We start from the raw sequence: 24,329 nt of genomic DNA on the forward strand, positions 1-24,329 counted from the left end.
GGGCTCGGGCTTTCGCCGTCACAGCGGCACGGCAGCCTCTGTGCCCCGACATGTGAGTCAGAAAGTTGATAGCGCATGCGCTAGCGCTTTTCAGACAGCGGTACCCCGTTGCCGAGCCGAGTGCGGCCGCGGGCGACTAGGTAGAGGCCGATCACCACCGCCCAGGACAGCAGGCTGAGCCACAGCTGACTGCGCGCCTTGTGATCGAACGCCATCTGCACCAGCACCGCGGTGATTCCGGTCAGGGTGAGGATCGACAGCACGGGGAAGAACCACATCTTCACCGTCAGCTTTTCGGCGGGCGTGCGGCGGCGCAGGATGATCTGCGACAGCGCGATCAGCCAGTAGACGAACAAGATGACCGCGCCAGATGAGTTGAGCAGGAACAGAAATACCGTGTGGGGCGCGACCCGCGCCATGATGACGCACACGAATCCGACGGCCGACGAGCACAGGATCGCGAGGTGGGGAACGCCACGCCCGCTCAGCTTGACCAACCGCATCGGCGCCTCGCCCCGGTCGGCGAGGACGAACAGCATGCGCGATGCCGTGTAGAGCCCGGAGTTCAAACACGACAGCACCGCGGTGAGCACCACCGCGTTCATCACCTGATCCGCTCCGGGCAGACCCATGTGCTTGAGGGCGGCCACGTACGGCGAGGCGCCGAGTTGTACGGCGTCCCAAGGCAGGATCGCGACGAGCAGAAAGACCGAGCCGACGAAGAAGATGCCGATGCGCGCCACGACCGACCTGGTCGCCCGTTGGACCGCGAGCTCGGGGTCGCGGCTTTCCGCCGCGGCGACGGTGACGATCTCGGCTCCGACCATGGAGAAGATCACCACCACGATGGCGGCGAACACCGCGCCCACGCCGTGGGGAAAGAATCCGCCGTGCGAGTGCAGGTTGGCCAGGCCCCCGTGATGGCCGGGCAGCAATCCCAGGACGTACGCCGCCCCGACGGCGAGGAAGATCGCGATGGTCGCGACTTTGATTCCGGCGAACCAGAATTCGAATTCGCCAAAGGACGTCACCGAGAACAGGTTGGTCCCCGTCATCAGCACCATCAGGCCCAGGGAGAGTAGCCACAGCGGCGCGTGGAACCAGTACGTGAGGACCTTTCCGCCGGCGACCGCCTCGAAGCCCACCACGATCACCCAGAAGTACCAATACAGCCAGGCGACCGAAAACCCCGCCCAGCGGCCCAGGGCGTTGGCCGCGTAGTCAGCGAACGATCCCGTCGACGGGTTCGCGGCCGCCATCTCCCCCAGCATCCGCATGACCAGGACGACGAGCAACCCGCACAGGGCATAGGTGAGGAAGGCGGCCGGTCCGGTGTCTTTGATCACCACGCCGGATCCGACGAACAAGCCGGCGCCGATCACGCCGCCGAGGGCGATCATGCTGAGTTGGCGCTGCGACAGCCCTTGGCGCAGTTGCGAAGTGCCAGCCATGACCAGCCACCCCCTACGCGCATCCCGGTGTTGGTCATCAACCACAGCACATCGGGCGCCGGGATACCAGTGTCGGCGGCCCTATAGAGACAAGACCAGGATCGCCGGCCACCGTCTCCCGCTGGGCCAGAAGGCAATACGATCGCAACGTTTCAGATGGTGGCAACCCTCGTCGGCGGCGCTACGATGTGAACCGATCCAGTGTGATGCCGCAACCCGGCGCGGAAGCCACCTCGCGCCGGGCCGTCAGAGCCGTTGCTGGTCGCCGGAAAAGATCACCGCTTCGTGACCGAAAGATCACGCCAGATCACACAATGCTTCCAATACGGCGTGGCTCGGCGGGTAATCCCCGTTCCGGGCGGCATCATTGCGATCATGCCTGACCTCACACGCCGGGCGGTGCTCCGGATGGGCGCCGGTGCCAGCCTCGGAGCCGCCGGCGTGTTCGCCTTCAGCTCGCTGCTGGCTGCGGAGACGTCGCACGCCGCAACGCTGCCGCAGGCTCCCGCCCCGTTCGAGCCGCCGACGGCGGGCAGCACCCTGCCGAACAGGCTCACCGGGTCATTCGTGTCGGCGGCCCGCGGAGGCATCAAGACCAACTACGTGATCGCCATGCCGCCCGGCCAGAGCAAGATGCTGCGTCCGGTGATCGCGCTGCACGGTGTGGACGGCGACGCCAACCAGATGATCGACATGGGCGTGCCCGACGGGCTGGCCCGGCTGGCCAAGGAGGGTAAACCGCCGTTCGCGGTCGTCGGTGTCGACGGCGGCAACACCTACTGGCACAAAAGAACTTCCGGCGAGGACTCCGGCGCGATGGTGCTCGACGAGCTGCTGCCGATGCTGTCCACGATGGGTTTCGACACCTCCCGGGTCGGCTTCATGGGGTGGTCGATGGGCGGATACGGGGCGCTGCGTCTGGGCGCCAAGCTGGGCCCGTCCCGGACCGCCGGCATCTGCGCGATCAGCCCGGCCCTGTACACCTCGTACGCGACGAGCGCTCCGGGCGCGTTCGACAGCAACGAGGACTTCGTGCAGAACAGCGTGATGGGTGTGCCGGCGCTGAATTCGATTCCGCTGCGCGTGGATTGCGGCAACTTCGACCGCTTCTATTTCGCCACAAAGCAATTCGTGTACCAGTTGAAGACGCAACCGGCGGGCAGCTTCTCGCTCGGCGGCCACGACGTCGCCTACTGGCGCAGCCAACTACCCGGCGAACTGGCCTGGATGGCGACCTGAGCCGACGATGACACTTCGGGAGGAATCAGTCGCCAGCAGCCCACAGCCCGTGGAGCGGCGGACTTCCCGAAGGGGATTCCGGCCCGACATCGAGGGACTGCGCGCCGTCGCGGTGATCGCCGTGGTGCTCTACCACGCGGGCATCCCCGGGGTCAGCGGCGGCTACATCGGGGTGGACGTCTTCTTCGTCATCTCCGGCTTCCTCATCACCGGTCTGCTCTTTCGGGAAACGACCGCCACCAATACCGTTGCGCTGGGCCGATTTTACGGCGCGCGCGCCCGGCGGCTGCTGCCGGCCGCGGCCATCGTCGGCACCGCCACCGCGATCGCCGCCGCCGCGGTGCTGCCGCCGCTGCAGGCCCGCAGCGTGTTTCTCGACGGCGTCGCCAGTGCCCTGTACGTCGGCAACTACCGGTTCGCCCTGCGCGGCACCGACTACCTGACCAGCGATGCGCCGTCGCCGTTCCAGCACTACTGGTCACTCGGCGTCGAGGAACAGTTCTACCTCGTGTGGCCGGTGCTGATCATCGCCGTCGCATGGTTGATCCGGCGCATCCCGTCCCTGCGCGGCGCCGCGAAGCGGGCGGCACCGTACGCGGCGGTCCTCGCGGTGGTCGCCGCCGCGTCGTTGACGGCCGGTGCGCTGTGGACCCGGACGTCGCCGTCGTGGGCGTTCTTCTCGCTGCCGACCCGAGCCTGGGAACTCGCGGCCGGCGGCCTGGTGGCCCTGTCGCTGCAGCAATGGCGCCGGCTGTCGCTGCTGACCGCCTCGATCGCCGGCTGGGGCGGCCTGGCGTTGATCCTGCTGACCTGCACCCAGCTCAACGCACACACCCCCTACCCCGGCGTCGAGGCGCTGCTGCCCGTGCTGGGCACCGCGCTGATCATCGGTGGGGGCGCCGTCACCGGCGGACTCGGGCCCGGTCGGGTCCTGTGCCGCCCGGCGATGCGCGCCGTCGGCCGCATCTCCTACTCGTGGTACCTGTGGCACTGGCCGCTGCTGCTGCTGATGCCGGCGCTGCTCGGCGAGCCCGCCGGACTGCCGGCCCGCCTGAGCGCGACGGCCGTGTCCGCCGGGCTGGCCGTCATCACCCTGCATCTGGTGGAGAACCCCGGCCGCTTCGCCGCGGCCCTGCGCCGATCGGCGAAGGTCAGCCTGGCCGTGGCGGGCGGCGCCAGCGCCGCCACCGCCTGCGCATGCATGCTGCTGCTCAACGTGATCCCCGCGCCGGTGGGCCATGGGGTTGCGGCACCGCGGGCGAACATCGTTGCGGCGCCGCCCACCGGTGTCCCTGCCGTCAGTCCGCAGGAAGCGGCGGTCCGTCAGGCCTTCGACCAGGCGCACGTCATCCTAGCGGGGGCTGCGGGCGTGCGGGCCGTCCCGTCGAACCTCGACCCGCCGCTGGCCCAGGCGCCCGCCGACAAGGCCGCCGTGTTCGTCAATGGCTGTGTGCGGTCCTGGCGCGATGTCGGCCAGAGCGAATGCGCGACGGGCGATACCGCCTCGCCGACCACCGTGGCCCTGATCGGCGACTCGCACGCCGCCATGTGGAATCCGGCGTTCGAGCAGCTCGCCGAGCAGCGGCACTGGCGGCTGGAGACGCTGGCCAAGGTGACCTGCCCGCTGCAGGACCTGCACATCGTGAGCCCCTATCTGGGCCGCGAATACACCGAATGCGAACAGTGGCGCGCGCAGATCATGGGCCGGATGAACGCCGAACACCCACGCTTGATCGTGCTGGACATGAGCCGGCGCTACGGCGGGGACTTCGGCTTCACCTCCTACGATCCGGCGTGGGTCGACACCCTGGGACGCACCGTGGCGCAATTGCGCAATACCGGCGCCACGGTCCTGGTGCTGGGGCCCGCCGCCGATCCGCATTCGTCGGCGCCGACCTGCCTGTCCGCCCATCTCGACGACGCAACCGCTTGTGCGCCAACGCGATCCGCCGCCGCCAACGACGACGGGATCGCCGCCGAGCGCGCCGCGACCGTCGGCAACGGCGGGCGCTACGCCGACCTGACCGACCTGTTCTGCGCCCCCGACCGCTGCCCGCTGATCGTCGGCAACACCCTGGTGTTCCGCGACGACAACCACGTGACGACCGAGTACGCGCGGCTGCTGGCGCCCGTGATGGGTGTGCTGGTGGACCGCGCCGTGGCGGAGGGGTGAACGGCGATGAACTTCTCGTGGCGGACGAACGTCAGATCAGTGAAGGGTTTTTGGAGGGTTTAGCTCATGTCTCCACTGCTGCTGGTCTGCATCGCGGTCGCCGCGCCCTTCGCTGGGGTCGGCCTGCTCCACCTGCAGGATCGCTTGGAGCGGTGGGACTACGAGCGCCACGCGGAGGACTAGCGCCCCGTCACGTCGACAGCTGAGTACGGATCAGCGGTGCGATCTTGTCCGCCATGTACTGGTGCCCCGCGTCGTTCGGGTGCACGCCGTCGGCGCCGATCAGGTCGGGCCTGCCGACGAACCACTGCTCGGCGATCGGGTCGATGAACGTTGCCCCGGCGGCCCCGGCCGCGCCACCGAGGATGTCGCGAATCAGGAACATCGATGGCGGGACGTCGGCGGTCGGCCACGGCGGGCCGATCACCAGCAAGCGGGCGGCGGGTGCGAGTCGGCGCGCCAGATCCAAAGCGGCGTGCGTCTTTTCGGTCAACAGCAGGGGGTCGACGCCCTGGTCGTTGCGGGAGCCGAAGAACACCACCAGAGCGTCGTCGGGATGGACCGCCCTGGCGGTCAGGTCCTCGAAGATGCTGCCATGGTCGCCGGGTGTGCCATAACCGGCGCGGCCCTCGGCGGCCACATCGGCCGAAACGCGCGAGCCCCGCGCGCCGAGCGCCTGCCACGCACGCGTAGGCCATGACCGCGGGCCCAGGCCGCCCTCATCGGTGCCGGTGGTGTACGAATCCCCGATGACCGCCAGGTGATTCAGCCGGAAGTCCAGCGTCAGCGTCTCGTAAGTGCGGACCTGCGCCGGGTATGCGACGCCCACGCCCCCCAAAAAACTCAACCCAATGAGAAAGGTGGCCAGACGACTCACTCTTACCTCCACTGTCAACGGCATGGTCGGATGCCGCCGTGTCCACATCGAATACTGCCCGCGAATCGCGGCCGGGCGCAAAAGCAGCCATCACACCGCGCGAACCGAAATCGCTTCCAGCGGACGGTCGATCGGATGCGGCTTGCCGTTCGTTGACTCGCCGGGGTCACTTCTCGCGGTCACGGCCCTGACATCGACCATCTTGCGCATCCAGCGGCGAGCGGGCTCTTCGACGGCGTGATACAACGCGATCGAAAGGAGCACGGCAATCGCGAGCAGGCCGATGACGTTCCATTTCCACGGGTTGTCCTGCGTTGCGAGCTCGAATTGTTCCACGGCCCAGCCCCACGACGTGTGCACCAATTCGTGAACCATGTACAGGCAGAACGAGATCTGACCGCCGTACACCATCACGCGGGTGGACAACGCCCTCGGCAGGCTCCCCAGGCCGACGGCCAGCGAGATCACCAGCGGAACGAACAGCACGTCGACCACGCCGCCGCTGTCGTTTTCCACCACTCCGGATATCGGGTGTGCCCCAAACCAATACAGGACGCCCACCATGGCGGCCAGGAGAAGCAGCGAGACCCACCCGGCGACACGGCGGCCACGGTCGGTCAGCCGCAATCTGCGCACCGCGGCGCAGGCCAGCGCGCCGGCGGTGAACTGGGTGACGATCCGCGGCAGCCAGCTCCACGGCGTGTAGAAGTGGCCGCTGGCCAGCAGCATCACCACCGGCGGCAACGACGCCGCGAAGGCCAGCACCATCAGGCTGCGCGCCCGCGTCGCCTGCTTCATCCGCAACAAGACCAGCACCAGCAGGGCGAAGAGCACGTACGCCAGCCATTCGGCGCTGATCGACCAGGCCGGCCCGTCCCAGCTCGAGTCGTCGAAGAACGGCACAAACCACAACTGCACCAATAGGATCTGGCGCACGTAGCTGATCGCGGTGAGCGAGGCGGCGTCCGGCGACGGCACGTGACCGACATGCAGCGTAAAGATCACCCACAGGGCGGCGAGGTGCAACGTGACCAGATACACCGGCCATACCCGGGCCAGGCGCAGCCACAGGAAGTGCAGCGTGGCGCGGGTCGACCAGGACCGGCCCATCCGGTCGAGATAGTTGTACGTCAGCACGAACCCGCTGAGGATGAAGAAGAGGTCGACGCCCTGGGCGCCGCAGTTGAGCACGGGGGCCAGCGCGTCGTGGAAATCGGGCGAGGCGTCCCCGAGCATCGGCCGGAAGTGAAACAGCACCACCCACAGCGCGGCGACGATACGGAGTCCCGTCAGGGCCTTGATTTCGCCCCGGATCTCTCCGCCCCGCACGTTGCTCTTCCCGTCTGAATCCTGCCGTTGCGTTCACCTGCTAGCGGCTGAGCGGACGATCTCGCCATTTCGCAAGCCCCCCGACTAGCAACCGGCAGCCATGGCAGCCTAGCAGCGCAATCGCCGACATGCGTGGACGGTTGTGGTGTGGCACACGGCCTTCAGTGCCGCCCGGGCCGCTCGACGCCGATTATGGAGGTTTGCTCCATGGGGAGCCGCATTTGCTTCTTAGCAAAGAGTTAAACGCGGCTACCGGTCTCCTTAGGCTTGCGGCCTAGCGTTTAAGGCAGCTTTGGTGAGCGGGGAGGCGCCCCCAAGGCCAGCGCGAGCGGCACGGAGAGTGAGGGGTCCTCATGACGATCGCAGGCACCGAGAGTCGCCACGACAACTGCGTCTTTGAGTGCGATGGCGCTCAGGTGCGCGCGCACTATCGCCACTTGGCGACGGTGGTGCACATTCGCGGCGAAATCGACGACGCCAATGTCGACCGCGTCAGTCACCACATTCGGCGGTTCACGCTCGGGGAAAACCCCGTGGTGCTCGACATCGCCGATGTCAGCCAATTTGCTGAGGCCGGGATTTCGCTGTTGTACGCGTTCGACGCCGATTGTCGCGCCGCCGGAGTGGATTGGACACTGGTGGCCAGCTCGGCGGTCACCGAGGCGCTCGAGGACACCGGCCATGACGCCAGCTTCCCGCTGATGCGCTCGGTTCAGGAGGTGCTGCGCGACCGCGCCGACGCCATCAGGATCCGCCGCCGGATGGCGTTGCCGCTGGTCAGGAAGACGTCGTAGCGCCGGAACGGGCACGCCGCAGCCTGGCTGCGCCGACGACCGCCAGCACGCCGGCGCTCGTCAGCAGCACCAGTGTCAGCAGCAACAGCTGCGGGTCATAGACCACCGACGTGGTGAAGGGCTGCCCCTCCGCGATGGGCGCCACGGACACCGTGTGATGCGAGCGCATCCAGCTGATGCCCGAGCCCGCCAACGCGGCAACCGCCACGACGAGCTCGACCACCGCCCGGTAGCTGGCGGTCATCACGCGGACCCGGCTTGATTACCTGGGGTGTCGTCCCAATCCGCGTCGATGACATCGGTGGCGGTGGGCTCCACCCGCTCTTGGACCAGTGGGGTCAGGGCCGCCCGCAGCTGGCGATGACGCCGCGCCCACGCTTGCGCGGTGCGGCCATTGGTCAGCTTGAGGCCGATCCCGATCCGCCCGCGTGGCACGCCGACCAGTTCGCCGAGCGCCCGCGCCGACTGCCAACGCGCCAGCTCCTTGCCGGAGGCTTCATGGTTCTCGGGTTCGGGATACACCCTGATGATTTCGCGCACCAAGATCGTCTCGGTGCCTTGGCGCAGGGCGTCTTCGGTGAGCTCGACCGAGACGTGGATCCGCGCCGCCTTCACCTGCAACCCCACGAACGCCGACACCAGCACCAAGAAGATCGCGGGCACCACGAGCGACACCTTGGCGCCGCTCCAGATTTCGACGAGGACCATCGCCGCCGCCGAGGCCGGGCCGGACGCCACCCACCACCAGCTGGCGCCGGGTTCGTAGAACAACGGCTTCGGTTGGGTATCGCTTCTGGTCGTCATCGCAAGCCCCATCTCACGAAAGCCACCCTGCCGCATCCGCGGCCCAATAGGTGAGAACGATATCGGCTCCGGCCCGGCGGATGCTCGTCAACGATTCCAGAGCCGCGGCACGCTCATCGATCCAATTGTTCGCGGCCGCAGCGCAAATCATCGCGTACTCCCCCGACACCTGGTAGGCGGCCACTGGCACCGGCGAAATCGAGGCCGCCGCAGACACCACGTCCAGATAACCCAATGCCGGCTTCACCATCACGATATCGGCGCCCTCGTCCAGGTCGAGCTGGATTTCGCGGAGCGCCTCGCGGGAATTGCCCGTCTCCTGCTGATAGGTGCGCCGGTCTCCGGACAGGCTGGAACTGACAGCGTCGCGGAACGGGCCGTAGAACGCCGACGCGAACTTGGCGGCGTAGGCGAGGATCGCCACGTCGGTATGGCCGGCCGCGTCCAATCCGTCGCGAATCGCGCCCACCTGGCCGTCCATCATCCCACTCGGTCCCACCACGTGAGCGCCCGATTCGGCTTGCGCCACAGCGAGTTTGACGTAGCGGGCCAGGGTTGCGTCGTTATCGACCCGGCCGCGGTCGTCGAGGACGCCGCAGTGGCCGTGGTCGGTGAACTCGTCCAGACAGGTGTCGGCCATCAGCACCGTGGCCTCGCCGAGGTCCTTGGCCAGGTCGCGCAGGGCGACGTTGAGGATGCCGTCGGGGTCGGTGCCGGCCGACCCCACCGCGTCCTTGTCCTCCTCGCGCGGCACTCCGAACAGCATCAGCCCGCCCACCCCGGCGGCGACGGCGCTGGCGGCGGCGCTGCGCAACGAGTCGCGGGTGTGTTGCACCACCCCCGGCATCGAGGCGATCGGCCGGGGTTGGTCGATGCCGTCGGCGACGAACATCGGCAGCACCAAATGCCTTGGCTCCAGGGACGTTTGCGCGACCAAGCGGCGCAACGCCGGGGTTGAGCGGAGCCGACGCGGACGGTGCCGCGGGTAGGCGCTACCGCTCATCGCGCGTCGCCGCGAGCGCGCGCAGAATGCCGGCGCCGACGGCGTGTCGGCGTACAAACACGGACGCTCGGCCGTCCGGCGACCACTAGCGCCTGCGGCTCTTTTTGCGCGGCGGTGGCAGCGCGCCCTCGGCGCGCAACCGCGCGGCGTGTTCGGCCAGAGCGTCGACCAGCGGACCAACCGCGGCGGTCTCCGGCTGGACATCCACCCGCAGCCCGAACTCGGCGGCGGTCTCGGCGGTCTTGGGACCGATGCAGGCGATGATCGTCCGCGCGTGCGGCTTGCCGGCGATACCGACCAGGTTGCGCACCGTGGAGCTAGAGGTGAAACACACCGCGTCGAAACCGCCGGTCTTGATCATTTCCCGCGTCTCCGCCGGCGGCGGTGCGGCCCGCACCGTCCGGTAGGCGGTGACATCCTCGATCTCCCAACCGCGTTCGCGCAGACCCTCGGCCAGCGTCTCGGTGGCGATGTCGGCGCGCGGCAGCAACACCCGGTTGACCGGATCGAAAACGCTGTCGTACGGCGGGAAGTCGTCAAGCAGACCCAGCGAGGACTGCTCACCGGCCGGCACCAGCTCGGGGCTGATCCCGAACGCCCGGACCCGGTCGGCGGTGGACTCCCCGACGCAGGCGATCTTCACGCCGGAGAACGCGCGCGCGTCCAGACCGAACTCGCCGAACTTCTCCCACACCGCGCGCACCGCGTTGGTGGAGGTGAACACCACCCACTGGAACCGGCCGTCGACCAATCCCTTGACGGCCCGCTCCATTTGCGCGGGGCTGCGCGGCGGCTCGACGGCGATGGTCGGGACCTCGATCGGCAGCGCGCCGTAGGACGTCAGCCGCTCGCTCATCTCGCCGGCCTGGTCCTTGGTGCGGGGCACCAGCACGGTCCAGCCATACAGGGCGCGGCTCTCCCACCAGTTCAGCTTCGCCCGGCTCGACACCGTCTTGCCGATGGTCACCACCAGCGGACCGGTCAGGGGCCCCGCCGGGTCGGTGCCGCCCAGGACGGCCGAGTCGGTCAGGCCATGCAGCGTCGTCTCGATGGACCGCTGCTGGCAGGTGGTGCCCTGCGCGGTCACGACGCACGGCGTGTTCTCGGAGAGCTCATGTTCGATCAGGGTGCGCGCCGCGTCGGCCAGATGCGACGACGTGGCCTGCAGAATCAGCGGTCCGGGCGCGGCGGCCAGCGCCTCCCAGTCCACATCGCCCCGCACGTCGGCCACGGTGTGCGAGGAGCCCAGCGGCAGGCCCGCATACGTCGGGACGGCGTTGGTGGGCGCCAGCCCTGGCACGATCTCGATGTGCAGGTGGCTGCGCGCGATCGCGTTGACCTCGGTGATGACGGCGTCCACCGTCAACGGGTCGCCAGCCACCAGGCGCACCACGTCGACGCCCGTCCGCGCCTCGTGGGTGAGTGTCTTGGCCACCTCGGCGGGGTCGCCCAGCGCGGGGCGGATGTCGGGGCCACCGGAGATCACCGCCGGCTGCGTCTGGCCTTGGTCGGCGCCGTCGCCGCTGGCGGCGGCCGGGTCGGCCGGGGCCGGGCCGGATACCGGCGGCAGGTCTTTGCCGATCAGCGCCAGCACCGGCTCGGGCACGTCAGGGTCGGTGAACACCAGAGCGGCGTTCGTCAGCACCGTCGCGGCCCGGGTCGTCAACAGTCCCGGGTCGCCGGGGCCGGAGCCCACGTACGTGATGCGGCCGGGTGTCGGCTTACGCCCTCGCGTCGTCATTGTCGCTCCCACGTAACTCGCACTTAATTTCCTCGCGTCGGGTCTTGCCGCGCTCCGCGCATCAGCTCTCGGGCGCCAAGCTCGAACAGCTCCGCGGCGACCGAAAGCCCAAGCTCTCGTGCCCGACCGGGAGTGCCGATGCCGGACGCGCGGATCACGTCGGACCCGTCCAGTGCCGCCACGCAGCCGCGCAGCGACAGCTCTTCGAAGATCCGGCCTTCCTCATCGATGGACTCGACCACTTCAGCGATCGCGCCCACCGGTGCGGAGCAGCCGGCCTCCAGTTCGGCCAACAGAGTTCGCTCCGCAGTGACCGACGCACGCGTGTCGGCGTCGTCCAGCTCCGCCAGCACTGCCGCCAACCGGGTGTCACCGGCACGGCATTCGACGGCGAGCGCGCCCTGAGCCGGTGCTGGCAACATCTGCACCGGCTCTAGCGTCTCGGTGACGTCATCGAGGCGACCGAGTCGGGCCAGACCCGCCCGGGCCACCACGATCGCGTCAAGATCACCACTGCTAACCCTGTTCAACCTGGTATCTAGGTTGCCTCGTAGGGGGCGGATTTCCAAACCGAGACCCAATGCTCTAAGCTGCGCGGCCCGCCGCGGCGAGGAGGTACCCACCAGCGAACCCGGCGGCAACTCCCCCAGCACCAGCCCGTCCCGCGCTACCACCGCGTCACGGGGGTCGTTGCGCACGGGGATGGCGGCCACAGCAAACCTGGGATCGTCGGCCGTCGGCAGGTCCTTATGGGAGTGCACCGCGGCGTCCACGCGGCCCTCTTCCATGGCCTCACGCAGCGCGGTGGTGAAGACCCCCACCCCAAGGGATTCGATGGGTCCCGACGACCGGTCCCCGGCGGTGGTGATGGTCACCAGCTCCGCCGGGTGACCCAGCGCGATGAGGGCGTCTCTGACGACCCCGGCCTGGGTGGTGGCCAGCAGGCTGCCCCGGGTGCCTATCCGGATCACGTTCGCCAATCGGCTACTCGGCGGGTTGCTGCGGGGTGCCCGCGTCGAATCCGTTTGCTATGACGGGCAATTCGCCCGCGGCGACGGCGTCGACGGCGGTCTGGTCAAGTTCGAAAAGCTCGCGGAGCGCCTCGGCGTAGCTGTCGCCTCCAGGGGCGCTGGCGAGCTGCTTGATGCGCACCGTCGGCGCGTGCAGCAGCTTGTCGACCACCCGGCGCACGGTGCGGGCGACCTCTTCGCGCTGCGCGCTGGCGAGCCCGGGGAGCCGGTTGTCCAGGCGCAGCAGCTCGGCTTCGACCACATCGGCGGCGCGCTGACGCAGCGCCGTCACCGTCGGCGTGACCTCGGCCATCCGCTGGCCGGCCAGGTAGGCAGCAACTTCGGTGGCCACGATGGTGCGGGCGGCGTCGACGTCGCCGGCCGCGGCGTGCGCGGAGGGCTCATGCTGCACCCGGTCCACGTCGACGACCCACACACCGGGCAGCCCGGCCACCGCCGGGTCGACGTCGCGCGGCATACCCAGGTCGCAGATCACCAGCGGCTCGGTCGCCTCGTCCCGGTTGGCGGCGGCGAGCCCGTGGTGCACGTCGGCCAGGGAGATCACCGGGGTCACCGCCCCGGTGCAACTGATGACGACGTCGGCGTCCGTCAGGACGTCGGTCAGCTGCTCCAGCGGCAGCGCGTCGGCCCGCACGCCGGTGTCGCGGATCTTGCGGACCAGGCGCTGCGCCCGCGATAGCGACCGGTTGAGCACGTGGACCTCGGCGACGCCGGCGCGCGACAGGTGCGCGGCGGCCAGGGCGCCCATCGCGCCGGCGCCGACCAGCACGGCGGTCCGGCCTGACAGACCGCCCAGCCGGCGTTCGGCCATGTTCAGGGCGACCGACACCACGGAGGCGCCGGCGGCGTCGATGGCGGTTTCGGAGTGCACCCGCTTGCCGACGGACAGCGCCCGTTGGGCCAGCTCGTGCAGGACGCGGCCGACGGTGCGGTTGGTCTCGGCGGTGGCGTACGCGCGCCGCACCTGGCCGAGCACCTGCTGCTCGCCGATCACCGCCGAGTCCAGGCCGCTGGCCACCGCGAACAGGTGCTCGACGGCGGCCTCGCTGTACCGGACGTAGGCGTATTTGGTGATGTCGGTCATCGACATCCCGGAATGTTCCGACAGCACCTGCCCGATCACCGCGAGTCCGCCGTGGAACGCATCCACCACTGCGTAGACCTCGACCCGGTTGCATGTCGACAGCACCATCGCCTCGGTCACCAGCGGCGACTGCAGCACCCGGTCGACGATCTTGCCTTGATCGGACTCGTCGATGCTGAGTTGTTCCAGGACGGAGACCGGCGCACTGCGGTGCGAAACCCCGAAGAGCAAGACGCTCACGGCAGCATCACCTGGCCAGCTCCCTTGCATCCTCCAGTAACTGAACTGCTGTCCACGGTAAACGTTTATCAGCTGGGCTACCAAATAATTGCCCCGCGGCCACCCGGCCGCCTCGTCAGCGGGCGAGATCCGCGCGCAGGCGGGGCTCGTCGAGCTCCCAGTAGCTCTGTTCGCGGCCGTCGAGCAGGACCACCGGCAGCCGGTCGCCGAACTCGGCGCGCAGCGCCGGGTTGCCGTCCGCGGCCGCGGCGTCGACGTCGGTCGTCGACAGATCGAAGCCCAGTTCACCGGCCAAAACGACGAGCCGGGCGTGGATGCGCTCGCAGATAGTGCAGCCGTCGCGGGTCAACAACTCCACCTGCGGCCGGCCGGCGGCTTGGGTCATGGGCACCAGTGTGTCATCAGCGACTTGTGGGGCCGTCTACCAGGAGTTATGTTCCGGTTTATGGCCGACAACACTGTGCGGGTCGATCCGGTGGTGATGCAGGGCGCCGCCGTCTCGCTGAGCGGTGCGGCCGAGCAACTTTCTGCGCAGCTATCCCAACTCGACGATCAAGTGGGTCAGATGTTGGGTGGTTGGCAGGGCGCGGCGGGCAGCGCGTACGGGTCCGCATGGGAGCTGTGGCACCAGGGCGCCCGCGAGGTCGAGCTCGGGCTGTCGATCCTGGCGCATCTGGTCGGCCAGGCCGGCGGGGCCTATCAGAGCAACGAGGCCAGGGCCGCCCAGGCCGAGCGGTCGGTGCGCGATGGCTGAGGCGTTCCGGGTGGATCCGCAGGCGTTGGCCGACGCCGTGCAGCGGATGGCGACGTTTCAACGCTATGCCGAAGACATGATTGGTGAAATCGATTCTCGCGTAACGCGTTTGCATGGGACATGGACGGGCGCTGCCGCGGCGGCTCATGCCGAGGCGCATCAGCACTGGGTACGCGGTGAGGCGATGATGCGCGAGGCGCTGGCGCAGCTGGAGAAGGTCGCCACGACGGCGCACGGCAACTACACCGGCGCGATGTCGACGAATCTCGGTATGTGGTCGTGAATTCATGGCGCCGCTGGCGTGTGACCCGACGGCCCTAGACCGCGCCGGCGCCACGGTGGTGGCCACGGGCGAGTCGCTGGGATCGGTGATCTCGGCCTTGACCACGGCGCTGGCCGGCAGCGCCGGTATGGCCGGTGACGATCCGGTAGGTGTCACAGTGGGCCGCGCTTACAACGGTGCGGCGGCCAAGGTGATCGAGGCGATGACCAGTACCCGCAATGGGCTGTGCAGCATCGGCGACGGCGTGCGGATGTCGGCACACAACTATGCGGTCGCCGAGGCGATGTCGGATGTGGCGGGCCGCGCAGAGGGTCTGCCCACGCCGCCGGTGACCGGGCCGTTGACCGTCGGGGCTTCGCCGCCGTCGGCCGTCGGTGCCGGTAGCGGCGCACCGGCGGGCTGGAGCTGGGTCGCGCCCTATATCGGAATGATCTGGCCCACAGGCGATTCCGCAAAGCTGCGCGCCGCTGCGGCGGCGTGGACGACCGCGGGTGTCAACTTCATGACGACCGAGATCGCGGCAGGCGGCGGCACGATGGCCGCCATCGCCGGGCAGCAGATTCCCGAGGTCGCTGCCATCAACAAAGCGTTGGCTAATGCCTCCGGCGCCACAAGCAACGTTGCGCAGCAATGCCAAACGATCGCTGCGCAACTCAATAGCTACGCGGCAAAGATCGACAAGGTCCACGCGGCGATCCTGGATCTGTTGTCCCGCATCTGCGATCCGCTGACCGGGATCAAAGAGGTCTGGGATCTCTTGACCGACGAAGACGAAGACGAGATCAAGAGGATCGCCGACGACATCAAAACGGTGGTCGATAACTTCGCCCGGGAAGCCGAAACGCTGGGTGGGCAGATCGAGGCCGCCATGTCGGCGGCCGAAACCGCCGCCAAGGACATGGCCCACTGGGTGGATAAAGAGTGGGACCACTTTCTGCACGGGACGCCGGTCGGTAGGGCCCTCAATCAGGTGGGTCAGACATTCAAAGGAGTCGGCGTCGAGGGCTGGGATCTCCTCAAGGGTTTCTACGACATCAGCCAATTTCACGCCGTGCTCGACCCGGCAGGTTATGCCAAAACGATGGGTGGCATGGTCGAAGGAGCTGGGACGCTCGTCGGCTTGGGACCCGACGGCGGGCCCGGAGTCGCCGAGGCCTGGAAAGCGCTGGGCAAGGACGTCACCCATTGGGACGAGTGGGGCACCAACCCTGCCGAAGCGCTCGGAAAATCGCTCTTCGACGTGGCGACTCTGGCCTTGCCCGGCGGACCGCTCTCCAAGCTGGGCAAAGTTGGGCACGGCGCTGCCGACGCGCTGAAAGGCTTGAAGAAGCCGCCCGAAATTCCCAAGGTTCCGTCGGTAAAGCCTCCGGAGGTCAAGCCTCCCCCGGTCGCGCCCAAACCGCCGGAATCGGGCCACCCCGCGCCGGCGCCCGAGGGCAAGCCAGGACCTTCGGGAAAGCCAGCGCCCGGCCCAGCCGACGGTCCGCTGCCGCACAGCCCCACCGAATCCAAGCCACCGGTTGGCGGGACACCTCACAGCGGCGAACCGAAACCCATTGGGGTTCCGCCAGAATCGGGCGGCAAGCCGCCGGTATCGGCCCCCGCGGAAGGCACGACACCACCCCATCTGCAGCCGCACGAGCCGGCTCCCGCCCACGTGCCATCTGCGGAGCCGGCGACGGCCCCAGCCGCCGCTCCAACTCCCGCGGCCTCGATGCCCGCGGCATCGGCTCCTTCGGTGCCGTCGATGCCGTCTTTGCCGGAGCCGCCGTCCCTCCCCTCTCTTCCCATGGACAACCCCCCCGCCGAAACGCCCCCCGCTGCCGGGATACCTCACGGCGGGGAGCCGGGCGCTCCCCCAACGGGACCGCCACATCCCCCTGACGGCACACCGCCTCTTGACGGCACACCTCCCGGATCGGGTGATAGCGCTCCACACGGCCCAGGAGACGGCGGTCCGCATGGGCCGGTCGACGGCGATACGAACAACCCCAGCGGGCACGGACCACACGACCCGGGTCCAGACGACGGCAGCGATCACCATTTACCACTCCACCCGCTTAACTCGGACGATCTGGCCGCGCTTGCCCACTACACTGGGCCTGGATACAAAGACCTAAATTCTGCTCTTAGGGAAGGCGCGTTGGAAGCATCTCAACAGGCCCGTGTTGACGCGCTTAACAAAGCGTTGGAGAAACTCCCGCCGTATGAAGGCACCGTAGTCCGAGGAACAAACCTGCCCGCAGAAGTGCTCGAACAGTACCGACCTGGAGAAATAATTACCGAGTCGGCGTTTACTAGCACCTCGATGGACCATGCCGTGGCTCAGTCAGCCACTTTCGCCGGAAACGCCGAGTTTAGGATCTTGTCAACTACGGGAAGAGATGTTTCTTCCGTGTCAATGTTCCCCGATGAACACGAGATATTATTTCCAGCTGGGTCAAAATTTTATGTCGTGAACAAGATAGTAGATCCACATACAGGTAAGACAATTATCGAGATGATCGAACGCTGACTCGCTGCTCATCTCGTACCCTGTAGTCATGATGGGAGTTCCCAATGAGCAAAAAAATCGCCGGTAAGACTTTTTCCACGCCAGAAGAAGCCGGCGTCAGCGCACCAACAGAAGAAGAATTAGCGCGCGCAAGGAAGAGTTTCGACGAATTTCAGGCCAGAGTCGACGCTGTTGCGCCCGAAGACCGCAAAACAGACGTTTCGCCGAAATTTTGGGATGATATATCCGGTACTGAGTACGATCCCGACAAGAAAGCGTAGCTTTGTTTTCGGTGCGGGCACCGTAGAGGGGCGACGACGACCTTCCGTTATCGCGGACCTGCACTTCCTTAAATGGTGGTATTACCAGGAATCTTCGCCTTTCAGACACGGATCCTAGTTATCCGCCGATACAGTCGCGGCAACGAGCGGAGGATAGTTGACTGCGCGGGCCCAGAGACCAACTAACGCCCACGGACAAGTCTCGTCGCGCCCGACCAGACTGGCTCGCCAGCCCCGAGTGTGACGCTGCAGTCACACTCGGCGTCGAACGTGACTGCAGCGTCACGCTCGGCAGCGCGGGGCGAGCCCAAGCCGCGGCCCGAGGCGGCGGCCCGGGCCGAGGCACCCCTAGGCGTCAACGCCTCCACGCCATCTGCCCGATAGTGTTGGGTCTCGGGCACCCGCTGGGTCACCAGGCAACACAGCGATCTAGGAGGTTGGGCGATGACTTCCTTTGACCCGGTCAACGCAGACCACACCGGTTACGTCGACTTGGAGTCGCTGGGCGCGGACGCCAGCGCGGCCCGCGCGATCGAGGGCATGCACGAGGAAGCCGCCGCCGCTCCGGACCGTCCGCAACCCCCGATCGACCTCACCGCAGCCGCCTTCTTCGACGTCGACAACACCCTGGTGCAGGGCTCCTCGGCGGTGCATTTCGGGCGCGGGCTGGCCACGCGCAACTATTTCACCTACCGCGATGTGCTCGGATTCATCTACGCGCAGGCCAAGTTTCAGATCCTCGGGACGGAAAACAGCAACGACGTCGCCGCGGGCAGGCGTAAGGCGCTCGCCTTCATCGAGGGTCGATCGGTCGAGCAGCTGGTGGCCCTGGGCGAGGAGATCTACGACGAGATCATCGCCGACAAGATCTGGCCCGGCACTCGCGAGCTGACCCAGATGCATCTGGACGCCGGCCAGCAGGTGTGGCTGATCACCGCCACCCCCTACGAGCTCGCCGCGACCATCGCGCGGCGGCTCGGCCTGACCGGCGCGCTGGGCACCGTCGCCGAATCGGTCGACGGCGTCTTCACCGGCCGGCTGGTCGGCGACATCCTGCACGGCACCGGTAAGGCGCACGCGGTGCGGTCGCTGGCAATCCGCGAAGGGCTCAACCTGAAACGCTGCACCGCCTACTCCGACAGCTACAACGACGTGCCCATGCTGTCGCTGGTGGGGACCGCGGTCGCCATCAATCCCGACGCCCGCCTGCGCGCCCTGGCCCGCGAGCGCGGATGGGAGATCCGCGACTTCCGCACCGCCCGCAAAGCGGCCCGCATCGGGGTGCCGTCGGCGTTGGCGCTGGGCGCGGCCGGCGGTGCGCTGGCCGCGGTGGCCTCTCGGCGGCAATCACGCTGATAGGCTGCGCCGCGCAGACATCTTCGAGCGGAGAGCACAGCGGCATGACAGTCCCCAAAGAAGCCGAAGGACTCATCGGCAGCCATTACCGCGCACCGGACTACTTCGAGGTCGGTCGCGAAAAGATCCGTGAGTTCGCGTTGGCGATCAAAGACGACCACCCGGCGCACTTCGACGAGAATGAATCCCGGAACGCCGGGTACACGGAGATGGTGGCGCCGCTGACGTTCCTCGCGATCGCCGGGCGCCGCGTTCAGTTGGAGATCTTCACCAAGTTCAGCATCCCCATCAACATCGCCAGGGTCATCCACCGCGACCAGAAGTTCAAGTTCTACCGCCCGATCCTGGCTCACGATAGGCTTTACTTCGACACCTACCTAGACTCGGTGATTGAGTCACACGGCACCGTCCTCGCGGAGATCCGCAGCGAAGTGACCGATGCCGATGGAAAGCCGATCGTCACCAGCGTTGTCACGATGCTGGGGGAAGCCGCAAGCCAGGCCGACACCGAAGCAACCGCCGCGGCAGTTGCATCAATATCCGCAGGAAAGTTAGGGGCGACGTAAATGTCACCACAGGGGGAAACGGGAACGCAGCTCCACCCGCCAGTCGAGGCGGTGCGCTCCCACTACGACAAGTCGAACGAGTTCTTCAAGTTGTGGCTCGACCCGTCGATGACCTACAGCTGCGGTTACTTCGACGAGAATCCGGACCCGCAGAACCTGACCAAGACGCTCGAAGAGGCGCAGTACGCCAAGCGCAAGCTCGCCCTGGACAAGCTGAACCTCGAGCCCGGCATGACGTTGCTCGACATTGGCAGCGGCTGGGGCTCCACCATGCGGCACGCGGTGGCGGAGTACGACGTCAACGTGATCGGCCTGACGCTGAGCGAGAACCAGTACGCCCACTGTGTGGCCGAGTTCGACAAGATGGACAGCCCCCGCCGCAAGGAAGTGCGAATCCAGGGCTGGGAGGAATTTCCCGACGAACCCATCGACCGGATCGTGTCGCTGGGCGCGTTCGAGCACTTCGCCGACGGCGCCGGTGACGCCGGGTACGAGCGCTACGCCACCTTCTTCAAGAAGTACTACGACCTGCTGCCCGACGACGGCCGCATGCTGCTGCACTCGATCGTGGTCCCCAGCCGCGAAGAGGGCAACGCGATGGGCTTGAAGGTCAACATGACCCTGCTGCGGTTCATCAGCTTCATCTTGAAGGAGATCTACCCGGGCGGAAAGCTGCCCCAGGTCGACCTGGTCGACAAGTACTCGACCGACGCGGGTTTCAAGATCGAACGACACCACTTCATCGGCAAGAACTACGTGCCGACGCTGACGGCGTGGGCCGACGCTCTTGAGGCGCACAAGGACGAGGCGATCGCCCTCAAGGGGCAGGAGACCTACGACATCTACCTGAAGTACTTGCGGGGCTGCTCGGATCTGTTCCGCGACGGCTATACCAACGTCTGCCAGTTCACCATGGTGAAGTAGTCGACTTCTTCAAAGGTCAACGCCACCACGGATTTCCGTGGTGGCGTTTCCTTTTGGGCGCGCCCCGCTCAGCCGAAGAAGATGTTGCGCCGGCCGGCCAGCAACCGGTACAGCGTCTGCTGGATGGTCTCGCGCACCTGGTCGGTCAGCTCGAAGGTCACCATCGGGTCGTCGGCGTCGGAGGCCGCATAGTCGTCGGTGTAAATCGGCTCACCGAACGCGATGTGCCATTTCGACGGCAGCGGCACCAAACCCATCGGCCCGGCCAACGGGAACAGCGGCGTGATCGGGAAATACGGCAGCCCGAACAGCCGGGCCAGCAGCTTGACGTCGGCCAGCATCGGGTAGATCTCTTCGGAACCGATGATCGAGCAGGGGATGATCGGCGCCTTGGTCCGCAGCGCGGCGGTGACGAATCCGCCGCGGCCGAACCGCTGCAGCCGGTAGCGGTCCTCGAAACGCTTCCCCAGGCCCTTATAGCCCTCGGGGAACACGGCGGTGAGCTCGCCGGCGGCGAGCAACCGGTGCGCGTCCGTCGTGCACGCCATGGTGTGGCCGGCCTTGCGGGCCGCCTCGCCCACCACGGGCAGATCGAACACCATGTCGGCGGCGAGCAGCCGCAACTCACGATGCGCGGGATGCTCGTCGTGCACAGCCACCGACAGCATCAGCCCGTCGAACGGCAGCACCCCCGCGTGATTGGCGACCACCAGCGCGGCGCCCTCGGCCGGCAGGTTCTCGATACCGCTCACCTCGACCCGGAACCAGTTCCGGAAGAACACCCGTAGCAACGGCCGGACGATCGCGCTGTTGAAGTGGGGATCGAAGCCGAACTCGTCGACGCTGTAGTCACCCGTCAGCCGCTGGCGGAGAAATCCGGCGACCGACGCGACGCGTTGCGCCAGCTCGTTCAGCGGCGCCTCGCCGGACGACGCACCCGTGGCACGGCGGTGCTGGTCGATTTCGCGAACCACCGCGGCGATCTGCTCCGCCGACGCGCGGCCACGCGGATCGGTCAGTAACGAGGGGTGCTGGCGGGCCGACTCCGCCCGTTGGTCGGCTCTGCGTCGCGCTGCTACCCGGCCCCGATTCGTGTGCAGTGGAATGACATTCGCTCTGGATTCACCCGCCACGATACCTACCTGACCCCACCCCACGGAATTGGATTTCGGCTACCCCAGCGCTGAGCTAGAGATATGGCGCGACCTTCCAAGGAGCGTACCCGATGTGGGTCGATTATGGGAGTGAGGCAGCGGCCGCGAACGTAGTCGTCGAAGGCCTCCGCCGTCGTCCATTTCGGCTGGTAGTCCAGTTCTGAGCGCATCCGGCTGGTGTCCATGACGCGCCCGTAACTCAAATAATCAAACTGATCGCGACTGATCTCGTTGTAGCGGTTGGCGCGGCGCAGCGAATCCAGGGCCCAGACGCCGAAACCCGGTACGGGCAAAGGGATCCGGCCCGCGCGACGGATCGCCTGCGACAGCATGATGATGCCGTCGGCGCCGATGTTGAACGTTCCCGCCTTGCCGGCCATGGCCGCGCGCTCGAGCGCGCCGAGGGCGTCCTGCTCGTGCAGCAACTGCAGCCGGGCGTCGCGGCCGAACATCGTGGGCACCAAAGGCCCGGCGAGATAACGCGACAGCGTGGTGTCCATCGCCGGGCCGATCATGTTGGCCAGCCGCAGGATCGTCACGGCGATGTCGGGCCGGCGCCGCCCCAATCCGCGCGCATACGCTTCGATGTCGAGGCTGTCCTTGGCGAAACCGTCGCGGAAGGGCCGGCGGCTGGTGCTGTCCTCGGTGAACATCACCGGATCGTGGGCGCTCGAGCCGTACACCTCCGACGTCGACTTGAGCACCACGCGCCGCACCGAGGGCGCCTTCTGGCAGGCAGCGAACAACTGCATCGCGCCCATCACGTTGATCTCTTTGAGCGCCGCGGTGCCGCCGGACCTGGGCGCGTAGGACGCGGCCGCCGCGTGCACCACCGTGTCGACGTCGCCGTTCCGAATCACCTTGGCAATAAAGGGATTACGGATGTCGGCGCGGACGAACTCGGCGCGCCCCATGCGGCGCAGCATGTCCTTGCTGGGGGCGATCGCGTCCACCGCGATGACCCCTTTGATCAGCGGGTTCTGCGCGAGCCGGGCCGTCAGGTAGCCGCCCAGAAACCGGCAGGCGCCGGTGACCAGCACGACTTTGGGGTAATGCGCCGCGTTGCCGGCGGTGTCGTCCGGCCCGGTGTTCTCCCCATTCGACGCATCCACCCGCACAGCGTAGCGGTCGGCGAGACGGCCGCACTATGGCGCGTTGCGACCAGTTACGGCCTTTTTACGGTGGCCTTATGACGGCCTTAAGAAGGCCGCAGCGGGAGTTACTTGCCGAGTTTTCTGCGCTGCACCCGGGTGCGACGCAGCAGCTTGCGGTGCTTCTTCTTCGACATACGCTTGCGCCGCTTCTTGATTACTGAACCCATGAACTCCGCTATCTAGACCGAGACCTGCTTCAAAGATCGGACCCGGACACTTTACCCAGCCGCACGCACCCAACGCCAAACCGGCGCCACCCGATCGCCGCGCGACCGCGAGGCCAGCTGCCGCTCGTGAGCGGCCACCGGTTGTGGTCAGCCGGCGTCGAAGTAGGAGGTCTCCAGCATGTCGTGGACGGCCTTGGCGTGCACCCGGAAGGACCGGCCCACCCGAACCGCGGGCAGTTCGCCGTTGTGCACCAACCGGTAGACCGTCATCTTGGAGACCCGCATCAACGCCGCCACCTCGGCGACGGTGAGAAATTGCGTCCTGCCCTGCTGGCCATCGACGGAACTGGTGTCCCGCGGCTTACCTGCAGAATCTCGCGTTGATGGCCCATTCGTAGACGTCATCGCTACCCAATCGTGTCAGGCACGCGCATGCCAGCGGCTTCCCCTCCGCTGGCACCCACACGTGCTTACAAAGAGGAGAATAGCGGGACTGATGGGGTTACTGGTACTGGTGGGGGACAATCAGTTCAAAAAACTTGGATTACTCTGATGTAATTCTTAGCTGCTCAGAGCGCATTTTGGCGGCCTGAACCGCCGCGTCGACGGCCGCTCGTAGGCCGCCCCGTTCCAGCTCGCGCAGGGCCGCCGCGGTGGTGCCACCGGGCGAGGTCACCGTCGCCCGCAGCTGCGTCGCGGCGGCGTCCACCCGCGTCCCGGGCGCCTCCGCCTCCCCGCGCCGGCGATCGGCGTCCATCCGTTCCAGCAGCATCGCCGCCGCGCCGGCCATGGTCTGCGCGGTCAGCTCGCCGGCAACCTGGCGGCTCAGGCCCGCCGCGACGCCCGCGTCGACGAGGGCCTCGACCATCAGGAAGAAATACGCCGGACCCGAGCCCGACAGCGCGGTGACGGCGTCCATCTGGCTCTCGGGAACGCTGAGCACCCCGCCGACCGAGTCGAACAGCGCCGAGACGCCCTCCAGCTGCGGCGGGGTGACGAACCTGCCCTTAGCCAGGGCCGTGACCCCCGCGCCGACCAGCGCCGCCGTGTTCGGAATGGCCCGCACCACCGGCGTCCCCGCGGGCAGTTTGGCTTCGAAGTAGCCGATGGTGACGCCGGCCGCGACCGTGACGAAGACCTGCTCGGCGGTATCGCTGTCCGCCGCGGCGGCCACGCGCGCGACCTCCGACATCACCGACTCGACGTCGGCGGGCTTCACCGCGACCACGACGAACGACGCGTTTTCCACGGCCTCGGCCACCGAGGTGATCAGCACCGAATAGGTATCGGCCAGGTACTTGGCGCGCTCGGGCACCCGCTCGGCCACCACCAGGTCCTTGACCTGCCGGCCGGCGCGCAGCAGACCCGACAGCAGTGCCTCCCCGATGCTGCCGCCACCGATGATCGCGATTCTTGCCATGCCGGACAGC

The 24,329-nt window shown here is 67.5% G+C and carries 25 protein-coding genes; 10 read left to right on the forward strand and 15 right to left on the reverse strand.

Going from position 1 to position 24,329, the window contains the following annotated elements; all coding sequences use genetic code 11:
* Positions 1–80: 80 nt before the first annotated feature.
* Positions 81–1,451: an amino acid permease gene (locus tag G6N26_RS14405; protein ID WP_083018367.1), complete on the reverse strand. Its 1,371-nt coding sequence runs from the start codon at positions 1,449–1,451 to the stop codon at positions 81–83.
* 375 nt (positions 1,452–1,826) lie between these two features.
* Here G6N26_RS14405 and G6N26_RS14410 point away from each other — a divergent pair, with 375 nt between their 5' ends.
* Together G6N26_RS14410 and G6N26_RS14415 are read left to right on the forward strand one after the other, a co-directional pair.
* Entirely contained in the window at positions 1,827–2,690 is an 864-nt protein-coding gene (locus G6N26_RS14410) for an alpha/beta hydrolase (protein ID WP_179960208.1), read from the forward strand.
* Between the two features lie 49 nt (positions 2,691–2,739).
* Entirely contained in the window at positions 2,740–4,863 is a 2,124-nt protein-coding gene (locus G6N26_RS14415; RefSeq protein ID WP_083018369.1) for an acyltransferase family protein, read from the forward strand.
* Positions 4,864–5,053: 190 nt separating this feature from the next.
* Here G6N26_RS14415 and G6N26_RS14420 read toward each other — a convergent pair whose 3' ends face one another.
* Both G6N26_RS14420 and G6N26_RS14425 read right to left on the reverse strand, forming a co-directional pair.
* Complete coding sequence (locus tag G6N26_RS14420) at positions 5,054–5,740, reverse strand: Rv0518 family GDSL lipase (protein ID WP_067164881.1); 687 nt, start codon at positions 5,738–5,740, stop codon at positions 5,054–5,056.
* Between the two features lie 90 nt (positions 5,741–5,830).
* Positions 5,831–7,069, reverse strand: coding sequence for an acyltransferase family protein (locus tag G6N26_RS14425; RefSeq protein ID WP_083018371.1), 1,239 nt, complete (start codon positions 7,067–7,069; stop codon positions 5,831–5,833).
* Positions 7,070–7,422: 353 nt separating this feature from the next.
* Here G6N26_RS14425 and G6N26_RS14430 point away from each other — a divergent pair, with 353 nt between their 5' ends.
* The gene (locus G6N26_RS14430) at positions 7,423–7,863 is read left to right on the forward strand and encodes an STAS domain-containing protein (protein WP_083018373.1); all 441 of its coding nucleotides are present in this window, start codon (positions 7,423–7,425) and stop codon (positions 7,861–7,863) included.
* Here the strand turns inward: G6N26_RS14430 and G6N26_RS14435 are convergent.
* The 7 genes from G6N26_RS14435 to G6N26_RS14465 form a co-directional block, all read right to left on the reverse strand.
* The gene (locus tag G6N26_RS14435) at positions 7,847–8,107 is read right to left on the reverse strand and encodes a hypothetical protein (RefSeq protein ID WP_067164872.1); all 261 of its coding nucleotides are present in this window, start codon (positions 8,105–8,107) and stop codon (positions 7,847–7,849) included. The two genes, G6N26_RS14430 and G6N26_RS14435, sit on opposite strands and share 17 nt — an antisense overlap.
* Complete coding sequence (locus G6N26_RS14440; protein ID WP_067164919.1) at positions 8,107–8,667, reverse strand: DUF3093 family protein; 561 nt, start codon at positions 8,665–8,667, stop codon at positions 8,107–8,109. The genes G6N26_RS14435 and G6N26_RS14440 overlap by 1 nt, the downstream gene beginning before the upstream one ends.
* Positions 8,668–8,680: 13 nt before the next feature.
* Positions 8,681–9,670 (reverse strand): porphobilinogen synthase, encoded by a 990-nt coding sequence (hemB, locus tag G6N26_RS14445; protein ID WP_083018375.1) that lies wholly within the window; start codon positions 9,668–9,670, stop codon positions 8,681–8,683.
* Positions 9,671–9,755: 85 nt separating this feature from the next.
* On the reverse strand, positions 9,756–11,411 hold the full coding sequence (locus G6N26_RS14450) for a bifunctional uroporphyrinogen-III C-methyltransferase/uroporphyrinogen-III synthase (protein WP_083018377.1): 1,656 nt from the start codon (positions 11,409–11,411) through the stop codon (positions 9,756–9,758).
* 23 nt (positions 11,412–11,434) lie between these two features.
* Positions 11,435–12,382 (reverse strand): hydroxymethylbilane synthase, encoded by a 948-nt coding sequence (hemC, locus tag G6N26_RS14455; RefSeq protein WP_008261156.1) that lies wholly within the window; start codon positions 12,380–12,382, stop codon positions 11,435–11,437.
* Positions 12,383–12,395: 13 nt separating this feature from the next.
* Complete coding sequence (locus tag G6N26_RS14460; RefSeq protein WP_067164865.1) at positions 12,396–13,766, reverse strand: glutamyl-tRNA reductase; 1,371 nt, start codon at positions 13,764–13,766, stop codon at positions 12,396–12,398.
* Between the two features lie 115 nt (positions 13,767–13,881).
* Complete coding sequence (locus G6N26_RS14465; protein WP_083018379.1) at positions 13,882–14,151, reverse strand: glutaredoxin family protein; 270 nt, start codon at positions 14,149–14,151, stop codon at positions 13,882–13,884.
* Positions 14,152–14,211: 60 nt separating this feature from the next.
* On the opposite strand from G6N26_RS14465, the gene G6N26_RS14470 reads away from it, so the two are divergent.
* From G6N26_RS14470 to G6N26_RS14500, 7 genes are all read left to right on the forward strand, one after another.
* Entirely contained in the window at positions 14,212–14,520 is a 309-nt protein-coding gene (locus tag G6N26_RS14470) for a WXG100 family type VII secretion target (protein ID WP_067164916.1), read from the forward strand.
* Positions 14,513–14,803 carry a WXG100 family type VII secretion target gene (locus tag G6N26_RS14475; protein WP_083018381.1) on the forward strand — a complete coding sequence of 97 codons (291 nt, stop codon included), beginning with the start codon at positions 14,513–14,515 and terminating at the stop codon, positions 14,801–14,803. The genes G6N26_RS14470 and G6N26_RS14475 overlap by 8 nt, the downstream gene beginning before the upstream one ends.
* Before the next feature lie 4 nt (positions 14,804–14,807).
* Positions 14,808–17,318 carry an ADP-ribosyltransferase gene (locus tag G6N26_RS14480; RefSeq protein ID WP_083018383.1) on the forward strand — a complete coding sequence of 837 codons (2,511 nt, stop codon included), beginning with the start codon at positions 14,808–14,810 and terminating at the stop codon, positions 17,316–17,318.
* A 44-nt stretch (positions 17,319–17,362) separates the two neighbouring features.
* Positions 17,363–17,578 carry a hypothetical protein gene (locus G6N26_RS14485; RefSeq protein ID WP_082991258.1) on the forward strand — a complete coding sequence of 72 codons (216 nt, stop codon included), beginning with the start codon at positions 17,363–17,365 and terminating at the stop codon, positions 17,576–17,578.
* A 444-nt stretch (positions 17,579–18,022) separates the two neighbouring features.
* Complete coding sequence (locus tag G6N26_RS14490) at positions 18,023–18,934, forward strand: HAD family hydrolase (protein ID WP_067164852.1); 912 nt, start codon at positions 18,023–18,025, stop codon at positions 18,932–18,934.
* Positions 18,935–18,978: 44 nt separating this feature from the next.
* Complete coding sequence (locus G6N26_RS14495) at positions 18,979–19,500, forward strand: FAS1-like dehydratase domain-containing protein (protein WP_067164850.1); 522 nt, start codon at positions 18,979–18,981, stop codon at positions 19,498–19,500.
* On the forward strand, positions 19,501–20,424 hold the full coding sequence (locus tag G6N26_RS14500; protein WP_067164848.1) for a cyclopropane mycolic acid synthase family methyltransferase: 924 nt from the start codon (positions 19,501–19,503) through the stop codon (positions 20,422–20,424).
* A gap of 68 nt (positions 20,425–20,492) precedes the next feature.
* Here G6N26_RS14500 and G6N26_RS14505 read toward each other — a convergent pair whose 3' ends face one another.
* The 5 genes from G6N26_RS14505 to proC form a co-directional block, all read right to left on the reverse strand.
* Positions 20,493–21,581 (reverse strand): lysophospholipid acyltransferase family protein, encoded by a 1,089-nt coding sequence (locus tag G6N26_RS14505; protein ID WP_179960209.1) that lies wholly within the window; start codon positions 21,579–21,581, stop codon positions 20,493–20,495.
* On the reverse strand, positions 21,563–22,690 hold the full coding sequence (locus G6N26_RS14510) for an SDR family oxidoreductase (protein ID WP_083018385.1): 1,128 nt from the start codon (positions 22,688–22,690) through the stop codon (positions 21,563–21,565). The genes G6N26_RS14505 and G6N26_RS14510 overlap by 19 nt, the downstream gene beginning before the upstream one ends.
* Positions 22,691–22,797: 107 nt before the next feature.
* A complete protein-coding gene (locus G6N26_RS14515; RefSeq protein WP_003402602.1) occupies positions 22,798–22,899 on the reverse strand; it encodes a 30S ribosomal protein bS22 in 102 nt (33 codons plus the stop codon).
* Positions 22,900–23,046: 147 nt separating this feature from the next.
* A complete protein-coding gene (locus tag G6N26_RS14520) occupies positions 23,047–23,304 on the reverse strand; it encodes a cell division/environmental response transcriptional regulator (protein ID WP_067164836.1) in 258 nt (85 codons plus the stop codon).
* Between the two features lie 139 nt (positions 23,305–23,443).
* Complete coding sequence (gene proC / locus G6N26_RS14525) at positions 23,444–24,319, reverse strand: pyrroline-5-carboxylate reductase (protein ID WP_179960210.1); 876 nt, start codon at positions 24,317–24,319, stop codon at positions 23,444–23,446.
* Positions 24,320–24,329: the final 10 nt, after the last annotated feature.

Origin of the sequence: Mycobacterium marseillense (assembly GCF_010731675.1) — a bacterium.
Lineage (GTDB): Bacteria > Actinomycetota > Actinomycetes > Mycobacteriales > Mycobacteriaceae > Mycobacterium > Mycobacterium marseillense.